The sequence below is a fragment of the Cupriavidus pauculus genome (genome assembly GCF_022179805.1).
GTDB classification, from domain to species: Bacteria; Pseudomonadota; Gammaproteobacteria; order Burkholderiales; family Burkholderiaceae; genus Cupriavidus; species Cupriavidus pauculus_E.
The window spans coordinates 152,212-175,897 of sequence record NZ_BPUO01000003.1 but is presented as its reverse complement, the minus strand read 5'-3'; the positions used below and the strand labels follow the sequence as shown (position 1 = coordinate 175,897).

Here is a 23,686-nt window from a genome sequence, read left to right as displayed (position 1 = left end):
GTGCGGACAGCAAGACTTACTGCACCACGAACGAAGTAAACAAGACATCCAGCACCTTCTGCGGCGGCAGGCCAGTGGCAAACGGCTGGCTGATCGCCGCCTGAATGTCCTGGGCCAGCTTGCGCTTGCCTTCCACCGTGGCCAGATCGCCCGGCTGGCGTGCCGAGAGCAGCAGCAGGATGCGGCTGCGTGCTTCCGGCTGGTACTGCGCCAGACGTCCCTGGGTGTCGGCATCCGCTACCTTCAGCGACAGGCCGGTGTGCAGGAAGCGGTCGCCGTCCTCGCTCTTGAGATTCACGGTGAACGCGTCCAGCGGCACGAAGATCGGCGGCGGCACCACCGGGGCAGCCGGAGCTGCCGGCTGATGATTGCTGCTAAGGATGCTGCCCAGGAAAAAGCCGCCAGCAGCCAGCACCACCACCAGCACGCCGCCGCCAATCAGCAGCAGTCGGCCGCGCTTGCTCGAAGTGCCGCCAGTCTGGGAGGGGGAAAGCGTGTTCGCCATGAGATGCCTGTGTCGGAATGCCTGCCATTCTTCCCGAATCGCAGGTAAGCAAAGGGCCGATAAAAAGGGGGAAACCCGCTCAGCTTGGCCGTTTGAGCGAGCGGGCATCGGGCGCAGGGGCGCATTGGCGCGCCATTTGCACCTGCTACGGTGGTTAACGATAAAGGGGCGCGGAACTTAAGACGTGCATGCCGTTTCGGTGCGTGACATGACGTGTATGTAATGTATAAGGCGCTTTTAGGCGGAGAGGTATCGCGCCGGCTTTTGTGACCCTTGCGTCAGGGCGATCTGCGGATTTACAACAGCCAATCGGCCGCCAGCCCTTGTGGTGCCGTGCATCATCTCGTTTAACTCTTATATAAGATATAAGACGTTTGATCTGCGGCGGACTTCGGACTACAATCACGGCGCAGTTGGCGGCATTGCGCCGTCAGCCCACAAGAGACAAAGCAGCACCCCCGTTACAACCCTATTAACAGCAGGTTCCCATGCTTGATATCTATCGCGCCCATGTCGCCGAACGCGCCGCGCTTGGCATTCCTCCTCTGCCGCTGACCGCCAAGCAGACGGCCGAGCTGATCGAACTGATCAAGAACCCGCCGGCGGGCGAAGAGCAGACCCTGGTGGACCTGATTACCTACCGCGTGCCGGCCGGCGTGGACGACGCCGCCAAGGTCAAGGCGTCGTACCTGGCCGCCGTGGCCCTGGGTACCGAAAAGACCGCGCTGATCTCGCGCGCCCGCGCCACCGAACTGCTCGGCACGATGCTGGGCGGCTACAACATCTCGCCGCTGATCGAACTGCTGGACGACGCCGAAGTGGGCACCGTCGCCGCCGACGCGCTGAAGAAGACGCTGTTGATGTTCGACGCCTTCCATGACGTGAAGGAAAAGGCCGACGCCGGCAACGCCAACGCCAAGTCCGTGCTGCAAAGCTGGGCCGATGCCGAGTGGTTCACGAGCCGTCCGGCACTGCCGGAGTCGATGACCATCACCGTGTTCAAGGTGCCGGGCGAAACCAACACCGACGACCTGTCGCCGGCGCCCGACGCCACCACGCGCCCGGACATCCCGATGCACGCGCTGGCCATGCTGAAGAACAAGCGCGAAGGCGCGGCGTTCCAGCCGGAAGAAGACGGCAAGCGCGGCCCGGTGGCATTCATCGAATCGCTGAAGGAAAAGGGTCACCTCGTGGCCTACGTCGGCGACGTGGTCGGTACGGGTTCCAGCCGCAAGTCGGCCACCAACTCGGTGCTGTGGTTCACGGGCGAAGACATCCCGTTCGTGCCGAACAAGCGCTTTGGCGGCGTGTGCCTGGGCAGCAAGATTGCCCCGATCTTCTACAACACGATGGAAGACGCCGGCGCGCTGCCGATCGAGCTGGACGTGTCGCAGATGGAAATGGGCGACGTCGTGGAACTGCGCCCGTACGAAGGCAAGGCCCTGAAGAACGGCGCCGTGATCTCCGAATTCAAGGTCAAGTCCGACGTGCTGTTTGACGAAGTGCGCGCCGGTGGCCGCATTCCGCTGATCGTTGGCCGTGGCCTGACCGCCAAGGCCCGCGAGGCACTGGGCCTGGCCCCGTCGACGCTGTTCCGCCTGCCGCAGAACCCGGTCGATACCGGCAAGGGTTTCACGCTGGCCCAGAAGATGGTGGGTCGTGCTTGCGGCCTGACCGACAACAAGGGTATCCGTCCGGGCACGTACTGCGAACCGAAGATGACCTCGGTGGGCTCGCAGGACACCACCGGCCCGATGACGCGCGACGAGCTGAAGGACCTGGCCTGCCTGGGCTTCTCGGCCGACCTGGTGATGCAGTCGTTCTGCCACACCGCCGCGTATCCGAAGCCCGTGGACGTGAAGACGCACCACACGCTGCCGCAATTCATCAGCACCCGTGGCGGTATCTCGCTGCGTCCTGGTGACGGCGTGATCCACTCGTGGCTGAACCGCATGCTGCTGCCCGACACCGTGGGCACCGGCGGCGATTCGCACACCCGCTTCCCGATCGGCATCAGCTTCCCGGCCGGCTCGGGCCTGGTGGCATTTGCTGCTGCCACCGGCGTGATGCCGCTGGACATGCCGGAATCGGTGCTGGTCCGCTTCAAGGGCAAGATGCAGCCCGGCGTGACGCTGCGCGACCTGGTCAACGCCATTCCGCTGTACGCGATCAAGCAGGACATGCTGACCGTGGCCAAGCAAGGCAAGAAGAACATCTTCTCGGGCCGTATCCTGGAGATCGAAGGTCTGCCTGACCTGAAGGTGGAACAGGCTTTCGAACTGTCCGACGCCTCGGCAGAACGTTCGGCCGCCGGTTGCACGGTGCGCCTGAACAAGGAACCGATCATCGAATACATCAACAGCAACATCACGCTGCTGAAGTGGATGATCGCCGAAGGCTACCAGGACCCGCGCAGCCTGCAGCGCCGTATCAAGGCCATGGAAGCATGGCTGGCCGATCCGAAGCTGCTGGAGCCGGACGCCGACGCCGAGTACGCCGCCGTGATCGAAATCGACCTGGCCGACGTGCACGAGCCGATCGTGGCCTGCCCGAACGATCCGGACGACGTGAAGACGCTGTCGGATGTGGCCGGTGCCAAGATCGACGAAGTGTTCATCGGTTCGTGCATGACCAACATTGGTCACTTCCGCGCTGCATCGAAGCTGCTGGAAGGCAAGCGCGACATCCCCGTGAAGCTGTGGGTGGCCCCGCCGACCAAGATGGACCAGAAACAGCTGACCGAGGAAGGCCACTACGGCGTGTTCGGAACGGCTGGTGCGCGTACCGAAATGCCGGGCTGCTCGCTGTGCATGGGTAACCAGGCACAAGTGCGCGAAGGTGCAACGGTGATGTCCACGTCGACGCGTAACTTCCCGAACCGCCTGGGCAAGAACACGAACGTGTACCTGGGTTCGGCCGAACTGGCCGCCATCTGCTCGCGCCTGGGTCGTATCCCGACCAAGGAAGAGTACATGGCCGACATGGGCGTGCTGAACGCCAACGGCGACAAGATCTACAAGTACATGAACTTCGACCAGATCGAAGACTTCAAGGAAGTTGCCGATACGGTGACGGTCTGATCGTCACTGCCCGCTGGTGAGAACCAACGGGCGCGTGCATTATTGAGCGCTAATTGGCGCAACGGTTGAAACTAGTGACCGTCAACTAATGCATCACCGCTTCGAGCAAATTCGCTGTATCGATTGGCCGGCTTGCCGGCCAATTCTTTTTTGCGCGTACTCCGCATCAGTGAGCGATTCCATTTTGGTGGCACGCGTCCTGCGGGTATGTGGATGACGCTCGCGTTTTCCTGGCTGTTTTACCAACCAACGTCGGCGCCGTACCAAGCGTGCAGACCGAGAAACACTACCAGTCTCAATCGTCCACCCCACAACGGGGTAGTGAATCAGGCCGGATTGCGTCGATATACTGCTGCGCGATCGCGCGAAAGCGACTGGGCACTATGCCGGTTGAAATGTACTTCGTGCAAAGGTCGGCAGTCGGCTTCCGTCAAATGGCTAGCGATCGGCTGCGCGCGGCTCGCTGCGCTCCCATTCTGATTTCTAGAACTCAAGACCGTCCCCCAAAATGCCTCGAATCTCCTCAGGCGTCGCCGCCTGCGCGCTTCTTCTGTTGACCCTCGCCGGATGCGGGGGCAACGATTCCCCGACCGCGACGCAGCCTGGGGCGCAGCAGCCTGCGGCTCCGCAGCCCGAGACGCCGCAACCGGTAGCTGCCTATGCCATCACCGGCTCCGTGTCGGGTCTCTCGGCAGGGCAGAGCGTGACGCTGATGCTCGACGGCGCGAATCCTACTGTAGTCAATGGCCCGAGTTCGGGCACGGCGGCAGTGCCGTTCAGCTTCGGCGCCAAGGTACAGGTCGGCAACACTTACGTGGTGACGGTGAGCAGCATCTCCGCAGGCAGTAGCGTGCTGTTGTGCCCGGTGACAAATGGCCAGGGCACCGTGGCGACCAACGTCAACAACATTACGGTCGACTGCCACGCTCCGCAACTGAACACGCTGCACGTTTTCTCGGGCTCTGGTGCAGACGGGATTCGTCCGACTGGCCGGATGGTCGCGGATGCGCAGGGCACCCTGTACGGCACGACTCAGGACAGCATTGCCGGCTATGGCACGGTGTTCTCGGTAAAGACCAATGGCGACGGTACTTACACCACCGCCACGGTGTATGCCTTCACCGGCACGGATGGCAGCGTTCCCACCGGCCTGGCGATCGACAGCCACGGCAATCTGTTCGGAACGACTCAGTCTGGCGGCGCCAACGGTTATGGCACGGTCTTCGAGCTCAAGGCCAACGGTGACGGTACCTACACCATGGTGACGTTGCACTCGTTTGCCGACACCGACGGCAGCAGGCCGACCGGTCTGACGATCGACTCCGCAGGCAACCTGTTCGGCACTACAAGCACCGGCGGCAGCTTTTTCTCGTGCATGTTTGGTTGCGGCACGGTCTTCAAGCTGCAGGCGAACGGCGACGGCACGTACCAGTCGGCGACGACGCTCTATGCCTTCGAAGGCGCCGCGGGCAGCAAGCCAGCCGGACTGATGCTGGACGGCCAGGGCAACCTGTATGGCGTGACCACTGGCGGCAATGGCACCGCCTTCAGGATGCAGGCCAACGGAGATGGCACTTATGCGACGCCGGTTACCCTCCATGCCTTCACGGGGATGGGTACCGATGGCAACGTTCCGACGGAGCTGGCCATGGACGCCCAGGGCAACCTGTTCGGCACGACCCAGAATGGCGGCACCAATGGCAGCGGCACGGCGTTCAAGCTGAAGCCCAACGGTGACGGCACCTATACGACGACGACCCTTTACTCGTTTTCCAGCGCCACGGGCGCTACGCCGCTGGCGGGCCTCACGCTCGACGCACAGGGCAATCTGTTTGGCACGACGTCGGCAGGTGGCGCAAGCAGCAACGGCGTGGTGTTCGAGCTGAAGGCCAATGGCGACGGCACGTACACGTCGCTGCTGCTGTACACCTTCACCGGCGCGGCCGATGGTAGCACCCCGAATGGCGGCCTCGTCGTGGACAGTCGCGGCAATATGTTTGGCACCACCATGTATGGCGGCTCCGGCAATCGCGGTACGGTGTTCAGGGTGAACTGAACGGCTACGCACCCGGCAGACACCGAAGAAGAGGTGTCTGCCAATAAAGCTCCATTTTTCATTTGCTGATACATGGACGGGCGCGTGAGCGTCCGTCGGGGTTTTTTGTTTGGCGTTGCTTCTTCCACGCCGCTGAGTGTTACCGCACCCCCCGTGCCACCGCATCCAGCACACACGGCCTGGCGATCAGCCACTGCCTTCCCCATCCCGCCAAATACCCAAGCTTGCGCCAGTCGGACAGCAGCCGGCTCAGCGTTTCGGCGCGCACCCCAAGCTTGGCTGCCAGTTGCCGCTTACCACCACGCAACCTTCAACGCCCCGGCGCTGCGCCGGTACTTCGACGTCAACGTCTATGCGCCGGAGCTGGCGCGCGCCAACCTCGCGCAGGTCGATTGCTTGTACGTGGCCAGCCGCCAGAATCCGGCCGACATGGTGGCGGTGCGTGGCGTGGTCTCCGATTTCCTGGACGGCCGGCAAGCTCGTGGTGGCGTTGGGTGAAAGCCGGGCCGACCTATGGCTCGACGACGCGCAATGGCATGCGGGCGAAGTCAATTTCTGGTGGTGGCGCGCACCGGAGGCCGATTCCGGCCTGCGCGTGGGCGATGTGCGCCATGGCCTGTATGCGCGCATGGGGCTGCCCGATGACACGTGGCATCGGCATGGTGAACTGGTGCCACCCGAAGGTGCCGTGTCGGTCGAGGATACCGTCAATGGTCGGTCGGTGCTGTACGACGATGCGGCTAGCGGACCGGGACGCCGCATCGTAGCGACGCTGGACCCGTGCTATCACCACGGCAGCTATTTCATGCCGGCCGCGTCGCGCTTTCTGCATGCGTTCCTGCCCTGGCTCAAGGAAGGCGCGCCGGCCCATGTGACGGCGGACTGAGGCGTTACCAATGAAAAACTCCTCGCTCCCACCAGACGTGGGAGCGAGGAGTTTCGGCAGACGCTGCGCAGCGCTACAACGCGCTACGCTTACTTGCTCGACTTCGCGCCGTCGGTGTATGGATCGGGCTTGCCGACCTTGGCACCATCGGTGTACGGATCAGGCTTGCCTACGCGGGCACCGTCCGTGTACGGGTTGTACTTGTCCGACTTGGCGCCGTCGGTGTACGGGTCGGCCTTCGCGGACGGTGCCAGGTCAGTGCGCGTCGACTGGTTCGCGCCGTCGGTGTACGTATCGAACTTGCCGGTCTTGGCGCCGTCGGTGTACGGGTCTGGCTTGCCAACCTTGGCGCCGTCGGTATAGGGATCCGCCTTGCCGGCCTTTGCACCCTGCGAATAGGGGTCGAACTGCTTGGTTTGTGCTTGCGCGATGGGTGCCAGTGCCATGGCCGCCGCCGCGAAGATCAGGCTGGAAAGAAGTGTGGTTTTCATGCAGGTGCCTCGCCAGTTGGGGCGCGATTCAGGGGCCCGCCCGACTGCGCCCTCAGCTTGTCGGGCAGGCGGCATAGCAAGCCTCGTGGGCTGTCTTGACAGTATCTTTAAAGGATAGTCCCTGCTGGCCTTACCTGCTGTTCAATGCGCACTGTGATTGCTAATGCGCACTGTCCTTGCGCCCGCGCGGCTCGCGGATCTTCACGGCCGGCACATCCACGACATCGCCGGAAGCGGTGGCCACCGCCGCCACGTCGGGCATCACGGGCATGGCCGGCAACAGCGCGGGCAGGCCGAGCATGTGGCCCCAGGCATCCATCCACGCGCGCTGCGTGGCCGCGCCCAGTTCCAGCATGGCGGTGGCGTAGTGCAGCGGAATCGACATCATCGGCATCTGGCTGGTCCATTGCCGTGCATAGAATTCCTCGGGGTCCTGCGGCACGAAGCAGGAGGCCCAGTCGAATTGGGCTTCCTCGGTCATGGCGCGAGTGAAGTCGCTATTCAGCCCCATGAATTTCTGCCAGTTTTCGAGCAGCTTCTGGTCAAACGGTACGAATTGCGCAAACGGCGCGAATGCGTACGAGGCAAAGGGCGAGGGCCAGTTGGCCCAGGGGGTCGTCGTATTGCTTGGCATGCTGGAAGGCTCCAGGTAGGTAAGCAGTAAAGAAAAAAAGCTGCAAACGCAAGACGTGCCGGCTTGTTGAACGCGTATTTCCGGGCGAGAGTGATGCGGGCATCACGGTATTTCCGGGGGCGACCGACACATCCTCTTCCATGAACGAACACGGGTCAACCGGCAGAATTCCCGAACGCCTGTTACGGGTGGGCGATATAGGTGGGATCGAAGCAAAAACCGCGCGCGGAATCTGGCGCGGCCTGGCACCCATCGCGTGCCTGATTGGTCACGTCATTCGCCGTTTGCGTGCACCGCAGGCACAATACCGGTTCATGGGCTGGGGACGGGCAAGGGGACTGGAAAATGGAACTGCGGCAACTGCGCTACTTCGTGCACGTGGTGGAGCTTGGCAGCATGGGGCAGGCAGCCCAGCGGCTGGGCGTGGTCACATCGGCGCTGAGCCAGCAGATCAGCCGGCTGGAAAGCGAGCTGTCCACGCGGCTGTTGCAACGCACGTCCAGCGGCGTGGTGCCCACCGACGCCGGGCTGGCCTTCTGGCGCCAGGCCCAACTGGCGCTGCGCCATGCCGACGATGCCGCCCACGCGGCGCGCACCGCACGGCTGTCGGGGCATGTCAGCGTGGGCATGGCGCCCAGCACGCTGGCCGTGCTCGGGCCGTCGTTCATGACGGCCATGCGCGACCGCTATCCCGATATCCGCCTGCACCTCGTGGAGAGCCTGTCCGGGGGCCTGGCCACGATGATCGGCGCGCGCCAGCTCGACCTGGCCGTGCTGTTCCAGCTGGAGCCTGGCCAGCGCTGGAGCAGCGTGCCGTTGCTGGACGAGCGGCTGTTCGTCATCGCGCGATCAGACCAGCCGGGCTTGCCCGACGCCAAGACCATGCGACTGGAAGCCATCGGCGACCTGCCGCTGATCTTGCCGAGCGGCGCCCACGGCCTGCGCGCGGTACTGAACGCGGCATCGGCGCGAAATCAGCGGCCGTTGAACGTGGTGGCGGAAATCGACGGGCTGGCCGTGCTGATGGACGCCGTACGGGCCGGCATCGGCGCCACCATCCAGCCCGGGGCGGCCGTGGCGCGCCATCTGGGCGATCCGCTGACGATGATCGAGATTGCCGACGCCGGGGTGAGCCGGCTCAACATGCTGGTGAGCCTGTCGGACGACGAGCTGTCGCCAGCCGGCCTGGCCGCGCGCAGCGTGCTGGAGCAGGTGGCCCGCCAACTGGTCACCGCCGGGCGCTGGCCGGGGGCGACCCTTCACAAATCCTGAAGACCGTCCGCAGCGTGGGGGCTGGTGCACATGTCGCAGGGTGCGTAGAGTCGCGGGACAAGTTTCAAGAACCATTATTCCAACGATTCCCGCAGGAGACTCGCATGACCCCACGCATGCCGCGCCGCATCGCGCTGAAGGCGCTCGGTGCCATGGCCCTGGCCGCCGCTTCCACCTCGGCCGCGTTTGCCGCCGACGCCTGGCCTTCCAAGCCGATCACGCTGGTCGTGCCGTTTGCCTCGGGCGGTACCACCGACATCATCGGCCGCGCCGTCGGCCAGCGCCTCGGTGAAGCGCTGGGCCAGCCCGTGGTGGTCGATAACCGTCCCGGCGCGGGCGGCACCATCGGCGGCGCCGTGGTGGCGCGTGCCAATCCGGACGGCTACACGTTCCTGCTGGCCACCGTGGCGCACACGATGGCGCCCGGCATCTACAAGACGCTGCCCTACGATTTCCAGAAAGACCTGGAGCCCATCGGCATGGTGGCGCTGACGCCCAACGTGCTGATCGTGAATCCGTCGATTCCGGCCAAGACCGTGCAGGAACTGGTGGCGTACATCAAGGCCAATCCGGGCAAGGTCAACTACGGTTCGGCCGGTATTGGCAGCACCGAGCACCTGTCGGGCGAGCTGTTCCGCGCGTCCACCGGCACCGATATCTCGCACGTGCCGTACAAGGGCGGTGCACCGATGATGACCGACCTGATGGCCGGTCAGATCCAGATGGCCATCGAGACCAGCCCGTCGGCCAACCCGCATATCAAGAGCGGCAAGGTCAAGGCGCTGGCCGTGACGTCGGCCAAGCGGTCGGCCGCCTATCCGGGCGTGCCCACGGTGGCGGAGAGCGGTGTGCCCGGCTACGAGGTCACCACCTGGTATGCGCTGATGGCGCCGCACAACACGCCCGAGGCAGTGCGCCAGCGCGTGAGCGCCGAACTTGCCAAGGTGCTCAAGCAGCCTGATGTGCAGAAGCGTTTCGACGAACAGGGCGTGACCGCCGGCGACATGACGCCCCAGCAACTGGCCGCCTTTATCAAGACCGAAACCACCAAGTGGACCAAGGTGGCGAAGGATTCGGGCGCCAAGGCCGAGTAACCGGGGCGCTTTAGCCGACCCAGCCCCGGTACGCCGCGCGGCCTACATCGCGCGGCGGATCTCCGCTAGGCCGAACGCGGCCAGTGCCAGGCCGGCCACCCGGTCGATCCACTGGCGCAGGCGCGCGCCCAGCGCATGGCGTGCGCCAGTGATCATCGCCACCAGCACGCACCACCAGGCCACCGATCCGCAGAACACGCCCAGCACGGTGGTCATCGCGATGGTCGTCGAGAACGGACCGCGCGGGGCCAGCGTGGCGAACAGCGCCGCGAACATGATGATGGTCTGCGGGTTGGTCAGCGTCAGCAGGAACGCGCTGCCAAACGCGCGCATCCCCGTCCCGTTGCCGCGCAGCGTGGCCACCTGCTCGGTGGGCTTGTGGAAGAAAGTGCGCAGCCCCAGGTAGATCAGGAACAATCCCGCCGCGATATGCAGCGGCTTGTCGTAGGCCAGCATGAACTGCGACACCCCGACCAGGCCCAGCGCGGCCACCAGTCCATACACGGCATCACCAAGCGCGATACCCAGCCCGATCGACAAGCCGGCACGCGGGCCGTCGGTCAGCGTGCGGCGGATGCAGAGCATCCCCATCGGGCCGACAGGAGCGGCCACGGCCAGGCCAACGCCGGCGGCGGTGAGAAAGAGGGCGGGCAGTGAGGACATGGCGGCAGGGGTCTCGCGTTTGATCTGGGAATTGTCTGCCGATTCTATCGGCTAGGCCGCCGCCTGCGAGGCGCCGCGCGCCAACAGTTGCGCCAATTCCACAGCAGGCACCGGCCTGCCGAACAGCCAGCCCTGGCCGTAGTCCACGCCCTGCGCGCGCAGGAAGTCGGCCTGGTTGCGGTCCTCGATGCCTTCGGCCACCACCTGCAGCCCCAGCGATTGAGCCATGGCGATGATGTGCGGTGCCACCGTGCTCGATGCCGCCTCCTGGCCGATCGTGTCGACAAAGGACTTGTCGATCTTGAGCGCGTCGACCTTGAAGCTCTGCAGGTACGACAGGCTCGAATAGCCGGTGCCGAAGTCATCGATATAGACCGGGTGCCCGGCATCGCGGAACGCCTGGATCGTGTCGCGCGCCACGTCGGGCTCCAGGAAGCCGCGTTCGGTGGCCTCGATGCGGATCTGGTCCGGCGAAATGCCGCTGCCGCGCAGCCGCGTGGTCAGCACGCTCAGGAAGCGGCGGCTCTTGAGGTCTTCCACGCCAACGTTGATTGACACGTAGAAGTGCGGATGCCGACGCAGCAGGGTGCCGATTTCGGCCAGCACGATGTCCAGCACCTGGTCGGTGATCTGCTGGATCAGGCCGGCATTCTCCGCCATCGGAATGAACAGGTTGGGGCGCACCAGGCGGCCATGGCGCCGCCAGCGCACCAGGGCTTCCACGCCCACCCACTGGTTGTCGGCCAGCGACACGATGGGCTGGTAGTGCACGGCCATCTCGTGGCGCCGTACCGCGCCGCGCAGTTCGCCCTCCAGGCTGAAGCGCCGGGTGGCGCGCCGCCAGACCAGGATGCCCAGCGGCACGCCGGCCGCCAGGCCCACGATCAGGCCACCGGCCAGCAGCGCCCGCCAGTTGGTCAGCAGGGCCGCACGCGGGGCCAGCACCACCACGGCCAGCGGCATGGTGCGCGACTTGCGCAGGACGATTGATGCATCGTCGTCATGAGTGGCGTCGCCGCCCGATCCATAGGAGTGGTCTGCGTAGGCGCGCTGCAGCCGCGCCAGGCTGGCGCCCTGCGACGCCGCGAAGATGCGGCCGGCATCGGTCTGCACCGTGGCCAGCATGCGCGATTCGCGATCGACCACGTCGACAAAGGTCTGGGGATCGAGCCCGACGTAGCTGCCGTTGCGGCCCAGCAGCATCGAGCGGCGCGGGGCGGCAAACGGGTTGGGCTGGTCGAACCAGTAGTCGAGGCCGTCGGGGGTGCGCCAGTCGGGGGGCGGCAGTATGAACTGGTCGGCCTGCACGGCGCCCAGCAGCGCCGAGCACAGCCGCTTGCCGCCTTTATATGCGCCGGCGTCCTGGATATGGCGGTAGGTATAGGTGATGCGCCGCATCTCCACCAGATGCGACGACGAGCACGGGTCCTCGCGCAGCGATTCCAGGTCTTGCAGCGCGTTCAGGGCCTGCGTCATGACCGTCTCGGCCCGCGTGACGGCAGCGTCGGCGAACACGCTCAACTGCTCGGATTCGCGCCGGCTGGCTTCGAGCTGGGCCATGAACACGCCGATCCCCACGGGGAAAAGCGTGGCCATCGTCGCCAGCACGATCGTCACAACCAGGAACCAGCTGCGCTGCATCAGGAGCCCTCTGGATAGTGCGCCGCGCGCGGCGCCCACGGCGCTTGCGGCACCGTCCCATTCACAAACCGGATTTGTCAGTGTTGCCTGAAACTGGAGTGAGTCCTTCGGTTGCTGCACCACAAAATCACGCACCTGCTCTGGGGAGCATAGCTAACAATGGCCCATCACGTCTGTTACTTCGTACTCGTTTTTGCATTTCGCCCGGGCGCGTGCCGGCGGCAAGGCGGCACGCGGCGCGGCGTCTGGCACAGGGTAAGGGATATTTCTTTACGCCCGGTTCATACCGATGGTGGGGTGTAGGCCGGCGCACACTGGCCGGGGCCCGGGACGAGGGCGAAGGGGCGGCCCCGGCGCTTGGCGGCCGGGGCGCGGAGGGAAGGATTGACTGGCTTGGGCGGCGCGGGGATGAGGCTAGACGCCCGGCACCATGGCGGCCACGCGTGGCTCGCCTTCCAGCGCCGCATGCGGGCCGTGGCCGGGCGGCGGGCCGGGGGGTGGCCCGGCGTGCGATCCGGCGGGCGAACTCATGGCGGGGTCATCGTGCTGGCCTTGCGGCGGAAACATCTCGCGCGGCGACGTCGCGGCGGGGTCCACCACCAGCATCAGCGTGGCGATATAGCGGCCCTTGGCCTCGCGCACGGCGCCCTGCACCGTATCGCCGGCGCGCAGCGCGATGCCGTCGTTGCTGTTCAGGGTCTCGCGCACGCGTTGGCGCTTGTACGCGGGCAGCCGGGTGTACAGGTATTCGCTGAGCGCGTCGGGCAGGAAGCACTGCGTGGTCAGCAACGCGCGGTTGCCGTCCAGCACCTTCATATGCAGGTGCGTGGCGCGGCCCTCGTACCAGCCCGGATAGACCGTGCGGAAGGTGGCCACGCCATCGGCGCCCACCTGCTGGCTGCCGCGTAGGAAGGTCTGGCCCTTGGTCGACACGCGCTGGTCGTAGTCGTCGATCTGGCCGGCATAGCCGGAGTACACGCCGGCCGCGTTGCAGTGCCAGAGGTCCACGCGCTTGCCGGTCAGCGGCTGGCCGTGCGCATCGACCACCGTGAAGCGGACTTCGAGCGCCACGCCGGGCTGGCCTTCGGTGATGTCCTGGCGGGTCTTGCCCGGATCGAAATAGAACGGCCCCTCGGTGGTCTGCGCCGTCAGCGGCAGTGCCGTGGCGGTGGGCAGGACCTGCGCGGCGGCGGGTGCCGTGCGCGAAAGAGTGAGCAGGCCAGCACCGCCGAGCGCCGCCGCCAGCAGGTGCCGGCGGCGCGACGCCGAAGCTGGCTGCGCGGGGTTTGCGGGCATCGCACGCTCCGTGTGGAAGTGGGATGCCCAGTGTAGCGCCGGGCCGCAGGCGGCAGTATTTCCGCTCTGTGTCGCCCCGGCTACGCTTTGCAGTGGGTCAGACGGCCGATTTCAGGACCGCGCCGGTGTCGAAGAAGCTCTTCAGGTTGTCGAACACCAGCCCGGCCATGGCGGCGCGGGTCTCGTGGGTGCCGCTGGCCACGTGGGGCAGCAGCACCACGTTGTCTAGGGCGAACAGCGCTTCGGGCACCTTGGGCTCGTTCTCGAACACGTCCAGCCCGGCGCCGGCAATGCGCTTGTGCGTGAGCGCGTCCACCAGCGCGGCTTCATCGACCACCGTGCCGCGCGCGATATTGATCAGGTAGCCCTGCGGCCCGAGCGCGTCGAGCACGGCCGCCGAGATCAGGTTGCGCGTGGCCGGGCCGCCCGAGGTGGCCACCACCAGGAAGTCGGCCCACTTGGCCAGCGCTTCCAGCGACGGCTCGAAACCATCCACGCCTTCCTGCGGCTTGCGGCCGAAGTAGCGCACCTCCATGTCGAAGCCGCTCGAACGTTTGGCGATGACCCGGCCGATGCGGCCCATGCCGACGATGCCCAGGCGCTTGCCGCTGACGCGCGTGGTCAGCGGGTACGGTGCCTTGAGCCATTCGCCGCGGCGCGTGTAGCGGTCCGCCGCGCTGACCTGGCGTGCCGCATCCATCAGCAGCGCAAAGGCGGTATCGGCCACGCAGTCGTTGAGCACGTCGGGGGTGTAGCCCACCGCGATGCCGCGTGCGCGGGCGGTGTCCAGGTCCAGCTTGTCCAGGCCGACGCCAAAGCTGGAAATCACGCGCAGGTTGGGCAGCGCGCCCAGCATCGCGGCGTCGACACCGGTGGCCGCGCGCGTGGTCATCGCCACGAACTCGCCGCCATGTTGCGCCAGGTAGGCGGCGGGGTCGCTTTCGGCCCAGAGCGGATGCACATCGAAATGCTCGGCCAGACGGGCTTCGGTCTGTTCCGGGAGCCGGCCATGCTGCAGGAGGCGGGGTTTCATGCGAGAAGTGTCCTTTTTATGAATGGCTGGGCGCGCGGTCAGTCGGCGCTCAGGTGATTATCAGCGATGATCCTTGCGTAACGCTTGCGGTCATTGGCGATGGTCTCGGCAAACTGCTGCGGCGTGCTGCCCACGGGAATCGCACCTTGCTCGATCAGTTGCTTCTTCACTTCGGGCATGGCGACCACCTTCTTCACGTCGGCGGCGATCTTGTCGACGATGTCCTTGGGCGTGCCGGCGGGCGCCAGCAGGCCCACCCACGATCCGGACTCGGCGTTCTGGATACCGGCTTCGGCCAGCGTCGGCACATCGGGCATCGACGGCGACCGTACGTTGCCGGTCACGGCCAGCGCGCGCAGCTTGCCGGCCTTCACGTGGCCCGTGGTTTCCAGGATCGAGGCAAACAGCATGTCGACATTGCCGGCCATCAGGTCGGTCATGGCCGCGCCGCCGCCCTTGTACGGCACGTGCAGCATGTCGGTACTGGTGGCGGCCTTGAAGATCTCGCCCGACAGGTGCGGCGACCCGCCCGTACCGGAACTGGCGAACGTCAGCTTGCCGGGCTTGGCCTTGGCCAGCGCTACCAGTTCCTTCGGCGTCTTGGCGGGCAGGCCCGGCGTGACCACCAGTGCGAACGGCAATTCGGCCATCATCGTCACGGGCACGAAGCTGTCCGGCTTGTAGTTGAGCTTCTTGTACAGGAACGGGTTGATCGATTGCGTGCCGACATTGCCGGCCACGAGCGTGTAGCCGTCGGGCTTGGCGCGTGCGGTCAGCTCCAGCCCGACGTTGCCGGCCGCGCCGGGACGGTTGTCGACGACGACAGGCTGGTTCCACAGCTGCGCCAGCCGCTGCGCCACCAGGCGCGTGCCAATGTCGGTGCCGCCGCCGGGCGTGAACGGCACGATGATGGTGACGGCGCGCGTGGGCCATTCGCCCTGGGCGTGGGTGGCAAGGGCAAACGTGCCGGTCAGCACAGCGGCGGCGATGCGGGCAATCTTCAACATGTTTTGTCTCCGGTGTTTTTATGGAATGGCGAAATTGGTGTAGCGAAAACGTTGGCTATGAGCTCTTGGTTTTCTCCCCTCTCCCGCGTGCGGGAGAGGGGAGAGGGCGGGCGCTTGAAGTACTAACAAGGCAAGTCAAGCACGACACGCTATGTCCTCTCCCCCGGCCCCTCTCCCGCGACGCGGGAGAGGGGAGCAAAACGGTGGTGCGAGAGAGGGGAGCAAACCGTTGGGAAAAAACTAGCGCCCCCGCGCCTTCCGCCACACCACAAAATCCTCACGCGCCTGTTCCGTCGTCGGCGGATAGAGCCCGATGATCGAGCGGCCGTCGCGCACGGCCTCGGTCACGAAGTCCTCGAACGCGGTCATCTCCACGGCCTCGGCGGCGATTTCCTCGGCCATGTGGCGCGGGATGATGACCACGCCTTCGGCATCGCCCACCACCACGTCACCGGGGAACACGGCCACGTCGCCGCAGCCGATCGGCACGTTGAATTCCAGCGCCTGATGCAGCGTCAGGTTGGTGGGCGCGGACGGGCGATGGTGATAGGCGGGCATCGCCATCTGCGCGATCTCGGGCGAGTCGCGGAAGCCGCCATCGGTGACGATGCCGGCGCCGCCGCGCTGCATCAACCGCGTCACCAGGATCGATCCGGCCGACGCGGCGCGCGCGTCCTTGCGGCTGTCGATGACCAGCACTGCGCCCGGCGGGCACTGCTCGATGGCCTGGCGTTGCGGATGGTTGGGGTCCTGGAACACGGTGATCGGGTTCAGGTCTTCGCGCGCGGGGATGTAGCGCAGCGTGAACGCCTCGCCCACCATGGATGCCCCATCCGGGTTGAGCGGCCGCACATCCTGGATGAACTGGTTGCGGAGGCCGCGCTTGAACAGCGCGGTGCAGAGCGTTGCGGTGCTGACGGTCTTCAGTGCGTCGCGCACGCTGGTGCTGAGCTGGGTCATGGGCGGGTCTCAGTAGATGCTCGGTTCGCCAACGGGCTCGCCGAAGTCGGTTTGCAGGAAGTCGAAGTCGCAGCCGTCGTTGGCCTGGCGCACGTGGCGCGAGAACAGGTAGCCGTAACCGCGGGCATAGCGCGGGGGCAGCGGCGTCCAGGCGGCGCGGCGCGCGGCCATTTCTTCGTCGGAAATTTCCAGGTGGATGCTGCGCTGTTCGATGTCGACCGAAATCAGGTCGCCGGTCTTGACCAGCGCGAACGGGCCGCCGATGTACGCCTCGGGTGCCACGTGCAGGATGCACGCACCGTAGCTGGTGCCGCTCATCCGTGCATCGGACATGCGCAGCATGTCGCGCACGCCCTGCTTCACGAGCTTTTTGGGAATCGGCAACATGCCCCATTCGGGCATGCCGGGGCCACCGAGCGGGCCGGCGTTGCGCAGGATCAGGACGTGGTCGGCGGTCACGTCCAGGTTCTCGTCCTCGACAGCAGCCTTCATCGACGGATAGTCGTCGAACACCAGCGCCGGGCCGGTGTGCTTGAAGAAACGCGGCTCGCAGGCGCTGGGCTTGATCACGCAGCCGTCGGGCGCGATGTTGCCGCGTAGCACGGCCAGCGCACCTTCCTGGTACAGCGCGTTCTCGCAGGTGCGGATCACGTCGTCGTTGTGCACCTCGGCGCCGGCGATGTTCTCGCCGAGCGTGCGGCCGGTGACCGTGGGCGCGTCCAGGTGGAGCTTGTCGCGGATGCGCGTCATCAGCGCCGGCAGCCCGCCTGCGTAGAAGAAGTCCTCCATCAGGTACGTGTCGCCGCTGGGTCGGATATTGGCGATCACGGGCACGTGGCGGCTCGCGCGGTCGAAGTCTTCCAGCCCGATGTCGTGGCCAGCGCGGCGCGCCATGGCAATCACGTGGATGATGGCGTTGGTGGAGCAGCCCATGGCCATGGCCACGGCAATCGCGTTCTCGAACGATTGGCGGGTCTGGATGCGCTTCGGGGTCAGGTCTTCCCAGACCATGTCGACGATGCGCCGGCCGGCTTCGGAACACATGCGGATATGGTTGGCATCAGCGGCCGGAATCGACGACGCGCCGGGCAGGGTCATGCCAATGGTCTCGGCAATCGCGGTCATCGTGCTGGCCGTGCCCATCGTCATGCAGGTGCCGTGGCTGCGCGCAATGCCGCCTTCGATGCCGATCCACTCGGTCTTGCTGATATTGCCCGCGCGGCGTTCGTCCCAGAACTTCCACGCGTCGGAGCCGGAGCCCAGTACCTGTCCCTTGTAGTTGCCGCGCAGCATCGGCCCGGCGGGCACGTAGATGGCTGGCACACCCGCGCTGGTGGCACCCATCAGCAGCCCCGGCGTGGTCTTGTCGCAGCCGCCCATCAGCACCGCGCCGTCGATCGGGTGCGAGCGGATCAGCTCCTCGGTCTCGATGGCCAGCAGGTTGCGGTACAGCATCGTGGTGGGCTTGACCGAGCTCTCGGACAAAGAAATGGCCGGTAGCTCCACGGGGAAACCACCGGCCTGCAGGATGCCGCGCTTCACGTCTTCCACCCGCTGCTTGAAGTGCGAGTGGCACGGATTGATGTCGGACCACGTGTTGATGATGGCAATGAGCGGCTTGCCCATCCATTCATCGGGCGCGTAGCCCATCTGCATGATCCGCGAGCGATGCCCGGACGAACGCAAGTCGTCGGGCGCGAACCAGCGCGCGCTGCGCAGCTGGTCCGGCGTTTTCTTCTGTGCCGTCATGGTTGTCTCTTCCACTAGTAATCTTGCAGCCACCTAGTTGTACGATGACTGGGCTTTGAAGGATTAAAGCACTAATGTATTAGTACGTCAACGCGATATGACCCTGACCCGTTCAGCTAGAATCGCGCCCAACGTCTAATCCTTGTTCGCATGGCCGCCATTCTTCCCAACCCGTCCGCGCAGTTCCAGTTCGACCGCACGCGCCAGGCGGCGCCGCAGGTGTTCGAGCACATGCGCGACCAGATCATCTCGATGACGCTGCCGCCGGGCACGGTGCTGTCGCGCCCGGAACTGGCGCTGCAATATGGCATCAGCCAGACACCGGTGCGGGATGCGCTGATGCGCCTGGCCGAGGAAGGGCTGGTCGACGTGTTTCCGCAGCACGCCACGCGCGTGAGCCGCGTGGATGTGGCGCTGGCGCGGCAGGCGCATTTCCTGCGGCGCTCGGTGGAAGTGGAAATCGTGCGGAACCTGGCCGAATCGCCCGATCCCGCGCTGGTAGACCGCCTGCGCGCCACGATTGCCCGCCAGCAGCGCATGCTGGAACTGGACGACCTGGCGGAATTCACCGCCAACGACCAGTATTTCCATCGCCAGCTCTACGAAGCGGCCGCCGTGCCGGACCTGTTCGGGCTGGTGCGCCGCCAGAGCGGCCACCTGGACCGCCTGCGCCGCCTGCACCTGCCGATTCCGGGCAAGGCCAATGCCGTACTGCGCGACCATACGGCCATCGTCGACGCCATCGCGGCAGGGGATGTGGCCGGCGCCGAAGCCGCATTGCGCGGTCACCTGACCGGAACGCTCGCCAACGTCGAGGAAATCCGCTCGCGTTTTCGCGATTACCTGCGCTGAAATCCCGGCGGCGACCGGCCCGGCGCGGCCGGCGTTTGTTTTTGGCAACGCATTGCAGTCAATCTACCCACCGCATGGGTATTGGCAACATCTCCGCATTCGTCACCGACGAAGAATTTGTCGATTGCTGGCGAAAATTGATAGATTCCAGATGTACTTACTGCCGGGTAGACGAAGATGTCCGCCAGAGTCACCATTACCAGCAGCGACCAACTGGGGCAGGTGCTCCAGGGCGCGCGCAAGATCGCCGGCCTGACGCAGGCCGACGCCGCCGCGCGGCTGGCCATCAGCCAGAGCCGCATTTCTCATATGGAATTGAACCCAGAAACCATCAGCGTGGCCCAGCTGCTGGCGCTGTTGGGCGCCTACGAGCTGGACCTGATCGTCGAGCCGCGCGCGGTGCACGACGAGCTGATCGAGAAGCTGGAGTGGTAGTCAGGGCAGGTAGCCCAGCAACTTCCACCAGAAGTAATCGAGCGGCAGCAGCACGACGATCGTGATGGCCGCAACGGCCAGGCAAAGACGCGTACCGTGGCGCAAGCCCACGCCGCCCAGTTGCATCGCGATCACGATCGGCGGCGACTGGTACGGGAAGAACACCGTCGAGAACACCGGCACCTGCAGCATCAGCACCGTTTCCAGTGGCAGCCCCGTGGCGTTGGCCAGGTCGCGCGCCAGCGGCGTCAGCACCGCCGGCAAGGCTGGCAGCGTCGACATCATGCCCAGCACCGCGCCCATCGCCCCGATGGTGCCGACATTGGCGGCAGTATGGCCCGGCGTCAGCGGCAGCACTTGCAGGAGCCCGGCACTGATGGCGCTGCCCAGGCCGGTGGATTCCACCACCGCGCCCAGTCCGAGAAAGCCGGCCACATAAATCAGCGGTACCAGATGCACCCCTTCGGCCAGGGCCTTGGGCGGCACCAGCCCGATGCCGGGCAACAGGCAGATGATGCATGCGGCCAGCGAGATCCACGCGGGCGAGATGCCATGCCAGGCATCGGTGGCGAACCCCGCCACCGCCAGCGCCAGTATGATGGCCAGCGCGCGTTCCTGCCCACCCATCGCGGTACTGACCGTGGCCGCCTGCGCGGGCATCGGGCCATTTTCCGGGAACAGCTTGCAGATCATCCAGATCAGCACCACGGTCTTCAGCGCGCCGAGGATCGGAAAGTGCAGCAGCAGGTAGCTGCCGTAGCTCAGGTTGATGTGATACAGCGAACTGGCGGCGCCCAGCAGCACGCTGTTCGGAATATTGGCCGGCAGGATCGTGGTAGGCGGCATGTAGCTGGCCAGGGCCACGGTCATCACCATGCCGATGCGGCCGTTCGATCCGGCGGCAAAGCCGAGCCGGTCGGCCAGCGCCAGTACGATCGGCATCAGCAGCAGCACGCGGCCCGTGGTGGACGGCATCAGGAACGCCAGGCCCACCGCGCTCAGCGCCACCGTGGTGATGACCTGTGGGTAAGTACCCACCCGCTTGTGGAAGATGATGTCCGCTAGGCGCAGCGCCAGCCCGGTGTTGCGCAGCGCCACCCCGGTCACGGCGCCGCCGAACATCAGCCACCACGCCGCGGAGGTGAATCCGGAAAACACCACGGTCGACGGCGCGATGTGGAACACCACGGCGGCTAGGAAAAACAGCAGCGTCGCCGTGGGTTCCGGCAACACGCCGACGGCCCAGCAACTGACGGTGGACAACACCAGCGCGCCGGCCCAGATCAGGGCAGGGGGCGCATGCAGCGCGGTGCCCGCGATCCAGACCGCGGCAATGCACGCGGCAATCAGCAGGGCGGCGCGAATGGAATCTGCAGGACGGCCGGCAAGGGGCGCCGGTTTGGGAGGCGGGGCATCGGGACGCGCGTCGGCACGGCCGGGGGTGGCTGACATCAGGGATTGTCTCGCTGGGCCCGGCTGGTTTTGCGGCGCGGGTCTTGTTTTATGAGCGGAAGTGCTGAGTCGCTATCGTAGGCATGTATTACAAAGCAGGCAACTGCCGTATGGCATCGCCCTGTTCCTAGCGTGTCTTCCGGAACGTCAGGTTGATCCGCTCGCCGCCGGTCAGTGGGTGATCACCTGCAGCCAGCGGCGCAATGCCGTGGAACACCAGCCGCGATGGCCCGCCCCACACCACCACATCGCCATGCGCCAGCCGCACGCGCGCCGGCCGGTCGGCCCGGCGCAGCCCGCCCCAGAGAAAGATGGCCGGCAGCCCCAGCGACACCGAAACGATTGGCGCCCGCAGGTCCAACTCATCGCGATCCTGATGCAGCGACAGCCGCGTACCGGGCAGATAGCGGTTGATCAGGCAGGCGTCGGGGCGGAAATCGTCATAGCCGGCAGCCTGCGCCGCGTCATGCGCCAGCGCGCGAAACGCGTCGGGCATCGTCGGCCAGGGCCGGCCCAGATCGGGATCGATCTCGTCATAGCGATACCCGGTGCGATCCGACACCCACCCGCGCTCGCCGCAATTGGTCATCGCCACCGACATGCGCAGCCCACCCGGCGTGATCAGATGCCGAAACGGTGAGCCGGTGCTGACTTCGCCCACGGCCTCCAGCAGCGCAGGCCCCACCTCGCGCGCAAAGCCACGCAGGACAACGGCGCCAGGGCCCAGGGGTTCGCTGGCGGGCGGGGTGTCGGGGTCTGCAGGGAGAGCGTCGAAGAGGTCGAAGGTCATGGTGCCCCGATCATACCGGGCGGTCGTCAGACTCGCGTTCCCTTGACCATGGTGATTGCCCGTTTCGTTTATTTCGATTAAGGTCAGGCGACGTTTTCAGGGAGTCTTGCAATGCCCATCCTCGATCCTCGCACCACCTTGCCCGTCGAAAAGGAAGTCGAAGCTGCCGTGCGCGGCCAGCGCGATCTGGCTGCCTTTCTTCGGACACACATTGACACACAGCGCATCCAGATTTTCGATGAGCGGGATGAGGCGCATCAAATTGAATTGCCAACCACAGCCGTATGCTTGCTGCTCGATATCCTGGCGGAACTGGCGGCTGGCAATGCGGTGCAAGTCGTTCCGGTTCACGCCGAACTGACGACCCAGGAAGCCGCCGATTTGCTGAACGTGTCCCGACCTTACCTAGTCAAGCTGCTCGAAGATGGCGAGCTGCCGTTCCACAAGACCGGCAAGCATCGCCGCGTGCGTTTTGCCGACCTGATGGCCTACAAGGCTGCCCGGCACGATGAGAGCGAACGGCTGATGGGAGAGTTGGCGCGCCAGGCCCAGGCCCTGGGCATGGGCTACGAATGAGATGTTCACGCGGACAGTCAAAGCCCTGTCCGGGTTCAGGTCAATGTTGTAGCCGCACTCGAACTACCGGGTCACCTTTCCCATCCCCTCCAGCAACGCCTTGTGAAACGCCGCCGGGTCCTGCATCTGTGGCGCGTGGCCCATTTCGGGGAATTCCACCAGGGTTGTGTTCGGGATGGCCCTGGCTGTGGCCTGCGCCAGTTCCGGGTAGCGGCCCAGCTTGGGCTGCACCTCGGGCGGTGCGGCGTCCTTGCCGATGGCGGTGGTGTCCTTGTCGCCGATCATCAGCAGCGTGGGCGCCTGGATGGCGCCCAGTTCGTAGACCACGGGCTGGGTGTAGATCATGTCGTACAGCAGCGCCGAATTCCACGCCACGATCTGTTTGCCCGGTCCGCGATACATGCCGGCCAGCATCTGCACCCAAGGCTCGTACTCGGGCTTCCACTGGTTCACGTAGTAGGTGGACTTCTCGTAGTTGCGGATGCGGTCGGCGGTGGTGTTCAGCTCACGGGCGTACCACTGGTCCACCGAGAGTGATGGCACACCTTTGGCCTTCCAGTCTTCGAGTCCGATCGGATTCACCAGCACCAACTGCCTGGTTGCCTGCGGATACATCAGCGCATAACGCATGGCCAGCATGCCGCCCGTGGAATGGCCCATCACCGTGACGTCGCGGATGCCCAGTGATGCCAGCAGGTCGTGGGTGTTGCGAGCCAGTTGCTGGAATGTGTACTGGTAGTGCGCGGGCTTGGTCGACTTGCAGAAGCCTATCTGGTCGGGCGCCACCACGCGGTAGCCGGCGTTGCTGAGCTGGCGGATGGTTTCCTGCCAAGTGGCCCCGCAGAAGTTCTTGCCGTGCAGCAGCACCACGGCGCGGCCGTTCGGCTTGTCGGGTTTGACGTCCATGAACGCCATCTCCAGCGGCTGGCCTTGCGACGAGAACTTGTAGCGTTGTACGGGATAGGGGTAGTCGAAGCCTTCCAGCTCGGGACCATAAGCCGGACCATCGTCGGCGGCATGGGCAAGCGTGGCGGTCAGCGTAAGGGCAAGCAGCAGGGGGCGAAGTCTGGACATGGTCGGGCGCCTTGTGGGAGGAGGGGCGCTACAGGGGACCATGCGGGGGCGGGGGAAGTTCCTTGGAAGAACCTCTGGATTTCTCCCCTCTCCCACGAAGTGGGAGAGGGGAGAAAAAAAAGGGCGGGAGAGGGGCGGCA

The 23,686-nt window shown here is 65.5% G+C and carries 22 protein-coding genes; 8 read left to right on the top strand and 14 right to left on the bottom strand.

What is annotated here, in order from left to right; all coding sequences use genetic code 11:
• Positions 1 to 16 precede the first annotated feature (16 nt).
• Complete coding sequence (fliL, locus tag MFF62_RS06950) at positions 17 to 505, bottom strand: flagellar basal body-associated protein FliL (RefSeq protein WP_238261541.1); 489 nt, start codon at positions 503 to 505, stop codon at positions 17 to 19.
• A 488-nt stretch (positions 506 to 993) separates the two neighbouring features.
• Between fliL and acnB the strand changes: the two genes are divergently transcribed.
• Both acnB and MFF62_RS06940 read left to right on the top strand, forming a co-directional pair.
• Positions 994 to 3,585 carry a bifunctional aconitate hydratase 2/2-methylisocitrate dehydratase gene (gene acnB / locus MFF62_RS06945; RefSeq protein ID WP_238261540.1) on the top strand — a complete coding sequence of 864 codons (2,592 nt, stop codon included), beginning with the start codon at positions 994 to 996 and terminating at the stop codon, positions 3,583 to 3,585.
• 508 nt (positions 3,586 to 4,093) lie between these two features.
• On the top strand, positions 4,094 to 5,641 hold the full coding sequence (locus MFF62_RS06940) for a choice-of-anchor tandem repeat GloVer-containing protein (RefSeq protein ID WP_238261538.1): 1,548 nt from the start codon (positions 4,094 to 4,096) through the stop codon (positions 5,639 to 5,641).
• Positions 5,642 to 5,780: 139 nt separating this feature from the next.
• Here the strand turns inward: MFF62_RS06940 and MFF62_RS30865 are convergent, their stop codons facing one another.
• On the bottom strand, positions 5,781 to 5,909 hold the full coding sequence (locus tag MFF62_RS30865; RefSeq protein ID WP_404990702.1) for a hypothetical protein: 129 nt from the start codon (positions 5,907 to 5,909) through the stop codon (positions 5,781 to 5,783).
• Positions 5,910 to 6,083: 174 nt separating this feature from the next.
• Here MFF62_RS30865 and MFF62_RS06935 point away from each other — a divergent pair, with 174 nt between their 5' ends.
• Positions 6,084 to 6,527 (top strand): hypothetical protein, encoded by a 444-nt coding sequence (locus MFF62_RS06935; protein ID WP_238261536.1) that lies wholly within the window; start codon positions 6,084 to 6,086, stop codon positions 6,525 to 6,527.
• 89 nt (positions 6,528 to 6,616) lie between these two features.
• Here MFF62_RS06935 and MFF62_RS06930 read toward each other — a convergent pair whose 3' ends face one another.
• Positions 6,617 to 7,018 carry a hypothetical protein gene (locus tag MFF62_RS06930; protein ID WP_238261535.1) on the bottom strand — a complete coding sequence of 134 codons (402 nt, stop codon included), beginning with the start codon at positions 7,016 to 7,018 and terminating at the stop codon, positions 6,617 to 6,619.
• A 160-nt stretch (positions 7,019 to 7,178) separates the two neighbouring features.
• Positions 7,179 to 7,652 (bottom strand): polyhydroxyalkanoate granule-associated phasin, encoded by a 474-nt coding sequence (locus tag MFF62_RS06925; RefSeq protein ID WP_238261533.1) that lies wholly within the window; start codon positions 7,650 to 7,652, stop codon positions 7,179 to 7,181.
• 345 nt (positions 7,653 to 7,997) lie between these two features.
• Here MFF62_RS06925 and MFF62_RS06920 point away from each other — a divergent pair, with 345 nt between their 5' ends.
• Positions 7,998 to 8,924 carry a LysR family transcriptional regulator gene (locus MFF62_RS06920; RefSeq protein ID WP_238261531.1) on the top strand — a complete coding sequence of 309 codons (927 nt, stop codon included), beginning with the start codon at positions 7,998 to 8,000 and terminating at the stop codon, positions 8,922 to 8,924.
• Positions 8,925 to 9,028: 104 nt separating this feature from the next.
• Positions 9,029 to 10,018 carry a tripartite tricarboxylate transporter substrate binding protein gene (locus MFF62_RS06915; RefSeq protein WP_404990685.1) on the top strand — a complete coding sequence of 330 codons (990 nt, stop codon included), beginning with the start codon at positions 9,029 to 9,031 and terminating at the stop codon, positions 10,016 to 10,018.
• A 42-nt stretch (positions 10,019 to 10,060) separates the two neighbouring features.
• Here MFF62_RS06915 and MFF62_RS06910 read toward each other — a convergent pair whose 3' ends face one another.
• The 7 genes from MFF62_RS06910 to araD all read right to left on the bottom strand — a co-directional run bounded on the left by MFF62_RS06910 (position 10,061) and on the right by araD (position 18,367).
• A complete protein-coding gene (locus MFF62_RS06910) occupies positions 10,061 to 10,681 on the bottom strand; it encodes a LysE family translocator (RefSeq protein WP_238261528.1) in 621 nt (206 codons plus the stop codon).
• Positions 10,682 to 10,732: 51 nt separating this feature from the next.
• Positions 10,733 to 12,322 carry an EAL domain-containing protein gene (locus MFF62_RS06905; protein ID WP_238261526.1) on the bottom strand — a complete coding sequence of 530 codons (1,590 nt, stop codon included), beginning with the start codon at positions 12,320 to 12,322 and terminating at the stop codon, positions 10,733 to 10,735.
• A 414-nt stretch (positions 12,323 to 12,736) separates the two neighbouring features.
• Positions 12,737 to 13,618, bottom strand: a complete 882-nt coding sequence (locus tag MFF62_RS06900; RefSeq protein ID WP_238261524.1) for an intradiol ring-cleavage dioxygenase — start codon at positions 13,616 to 13,618, stop codon at positions 12,737 to 12,739.
• A gap of 97 nt (positions 13,619 to 13,715) precedes the next feature.
• Positions 13,716 to 14,651, bottom strand: a complete 936-nt coding sequence (locus tag MFF62_RS06895; protein WP_238261522.1) for a 2-hydroxyacid dehydrogenase — start codon at positions 14,649 to 14,651, stop codon at positions 13,716 to 13,718.
• 38 nt (positions 14,652 to 14,689) lie between these two features.
• Positions 14,690 to 15,658, bottom strand: coding sequence for a Bug family tripartite tricarboxylate transporter substrate binding protein (locus MFF62_RS06890; protein WP_238261520.1), 969 nt, complete (start codon positions 15,656 to 15,658; stop codon positions 14,690 to 14,692).
• 240 nt (positions 15,659 to 15,898) lie between these two features.
• Complete coding sequence (locus tag MFF62_RS06885; protein WP_238261518.1) at positions 15,899 to 16,618, bottom strand: ribonuclease activity regulator RraA; 720 nt, start codon at positions 16,616 to 16,618, stop codon at positions 15,899 to 15,901.
• A gap of 9 nt (positions 16,619 to 16,627) precedes the next feature.
• Positions 16,628 to 18,367, bottom strand: a complete 1,740-nt coding sequence (gene araD, locus MFF62_RS06880; RefSeq protein WP_238261516.1) for an L-arabinonate dehydratase — start codon at positions 18,365 to 18,367, stop codon at positions 16,628 to 16,630.
• A 150-nt stretch (positions 18,368 to 18,517) separates the two neighbouring features.
• Here araD and MFF62_RS06875 point away from each other — a divergent pair, with 150 nt between their 5' ends.
• Positions 18,518 to 19,219 (top strand): GntR family transcriptional regulator, encoded by a 702-nt coding sequence (locus MFF62_RS06875; RefSeq protein WP_238261513.1) that lies wholly within the window; start codon positions 18,518 to 18,520, stop codon positions 19,217 to 19,219.
• Between the two features lie 177 nt (positions 19,220 to 19,396).
• Positions 19,397 to 19,654, top strand: coding sequence for a helix-turn-helix domain-containing protein (locus MFF62_RS06870; protein WP_238261511.1), 258 nt, complete (start codon positions 19,397 to 19,399; stop codon positions 19,652 to 19,654).
• Here the strand turns inward: MFF62_RS06870 and MFF62_RS06865 are convergent, their stop codons facing one another.
• Positions 19,655 to 21,106: an SLC13 family permease gene (locus tag MFF62_RS06865; RefSeq protein ID WP_238261509.1), complete on the bottom strand. Its 1,452-nt coding sequence runs from the start codon at positions 21,104 to 21,106 to the stop codon at positions 19,655 to 19,657.
• Between the two features lie 127 nt (positions 21,107 to 21,233).
• On the bottom strand, positions 21,234 to 21,896 hold the full coding sequence (gene alkB / locus MFF62_RS06860) for a DNA oxidative demethylase AlkB (RefSeq protein WP_238261507.1): 663 nt from the start codon (positions 21,894 to 21,896) through the stop codon (positions 21,234 to 21,236).
• A gap of 111 nt (positions 21,897 to 22,007) precedes the next feature.
• Between alkB and MFF62_RS06855 the strand changes: the two genes are divergently transcribed.
• Entirely contained in the window at positions 22,008 to 22,472 is a 465-nt protein-coding gene (locus MFF62_RS06855; RefSeq protein WP_238261505.1) for a helix-turn-helix domain-containing protein, read from the top strand.
• A gap of 63 nt (positions 22,473 to 22,535) precedes the next feature.
• Here the strand turns inward: MFF62_RS06855 and MFF62_RS06850 are convergent, their stop codons facing one another.
• A complete protein-coding gene (locus MFF62_RS06850) occupies positions 22,536 to 23,546 on the bottom strand; it encodes an alpha/beta fold hydrolase (protein WP_238261503.1) in 1,011 nt (336 codons plus the stop codon).
• Positions 23,547 to 23,686 lie beyond the last annotated feature (140 nt).

Bases quoted from the DNA above. Each gene is read 5' to 3' on its own strand.
- araD (WP_238261516.1), bottom strand. From the start codon at position 18,367: ATGACGGCACAGAAGAAAACGCCGGACCAGCTGCGCAGCGCGCGCTGG.
- MFF62_RS06920 (WP_238261531.1), top strand. From the start codon at position 7,998: ATGGAACTGCGGCAACTGCGCTACTTCGTGCACGTGGTGGAGCTTGGC.
- MFF62_RS06905 (WP_238261526.1), bottom strand. From the start codon at position 12,322: ATGCAGCGCAGCTGGTTCCTGGTTGTGACGATCGTGCTGGCGACGATG.
- MFF62_RS06855 (WP_238261505.1), top strand. From the start codon at position 22,008: ATGCCCATCCTCGATCCTCGCACCACCTTGCCCGTCGAAAAGGAAGTC.
- MFF62_RS06895 (WP_238261522.1), bottom strand. From the start codon at position 14,651: ATGAAACCCCGCCTCCTGCAGCATGGCCGGCTCCCGGAACAGACCGAA.
- MFF62_RS06900 (WP_238261524.1), bottom strand. From the start codon at position 13,618: ATGCCCGCAAACCCCGCGCAGCCAGCTTCGGCGTCGCGCCGCCGGCAC.
- MFF62_RS06890 (WP_238261520.1), bottom strand. From the start codon at position 15,658: ATGTTGAAGATTGCCCGCATCGCCGCCGCTGTGCTGACCGGCACGTTT.
- MFF62_RS06850 (WP_238261503.1), bottom strand. From the start codon at position 23,546: ATGTCCAGACTTCGCCCCCTGCTGCTTGCCCTTACGCTGACCGCCACG.
- MFF62_RS06930 (WP_238261535.1), bottom strand. From the start codon at position 7,018: ATGAAAACCACACTTCTTTCCAGCCTGATCTTCGCGGCGGCGGCCATG.
- MFF62_RS06940 (WP_238261538.1), top strand. From the start codon at position 4,094: ATGCCTCGAATCTCCTCAGGCGTCGCCGCCTGCGCGCTTCTTCTGTTG.
- MFF62_RS06915 (WP_404990685.1), top strand. From the start codon at position 9,029: ATGACCCCACGCATGCCGCGCCGCATCGCGCTGAAGGCGCTCGGTGCC.
- MFF62_RS06875 (WP_238261513.1), top strand. From the start codon at position 18,518: ATGGCCGCCATTCTTCCCAACCCGTCCGCGCAGTTCCAGTTCGACCGC.
- MFF62_RS06865 (WP_238261509.1), bottom strand. From the start codon at position 21,106: ATGTCAGCCACCCCCGGCCGTGCCGACGCGCGTCCCGATGCCCCGCCT.
- acnB (WP_238261540.1), top strand. From the start codon at position 994: ATGCTTGATATCTATCGCGCCCATGTCGCCGAACGCGCCGCGCTTGGC.
- fliL (WP_238261541.1), bottom strand. From the start codon at position 505: ATGGCGAACACGCTTTCCCCCTCCCAGACTGGCGGCACTTCGAGCAAG.
- MFF62_RS06885 (WP_238261518.1), bottom strand. From the start codon at position 16,618: ATGACCCAGCTCAGCACCAGCGTGCGCGACGCACTGAAGACCGTCAGC.
- MFF62_RS06870 (WP_238261511.1), top strand. From the start codon at position 19,397: ATGTCCGCCAGAGTCACCATTACCAGCAGCGACCAACTGGGGCAGGTG.
- MFF62_RS06910 (WP_238261528.1), bottom strand. From the start codon at position 10,681: ATGTCCTCACTGCCCGCCCTCTTTCTCACCGCCGCCGGCGTTGGCCTG.
- MFF62_RS06925 (WP_238261533.1), bottom strand. From the start codon at position 7,652: ATGCCAAGCAATACGACGACCCCCTGGGCCAACTGGCCCTCGCCCTTT.
- alkB (WP_238261507.1), bottom strand. From the start codon at position 21,896: ATGACCTTCGACCTCTTCGACGCTCTCCCTGCAGACCCCGACACCCCG.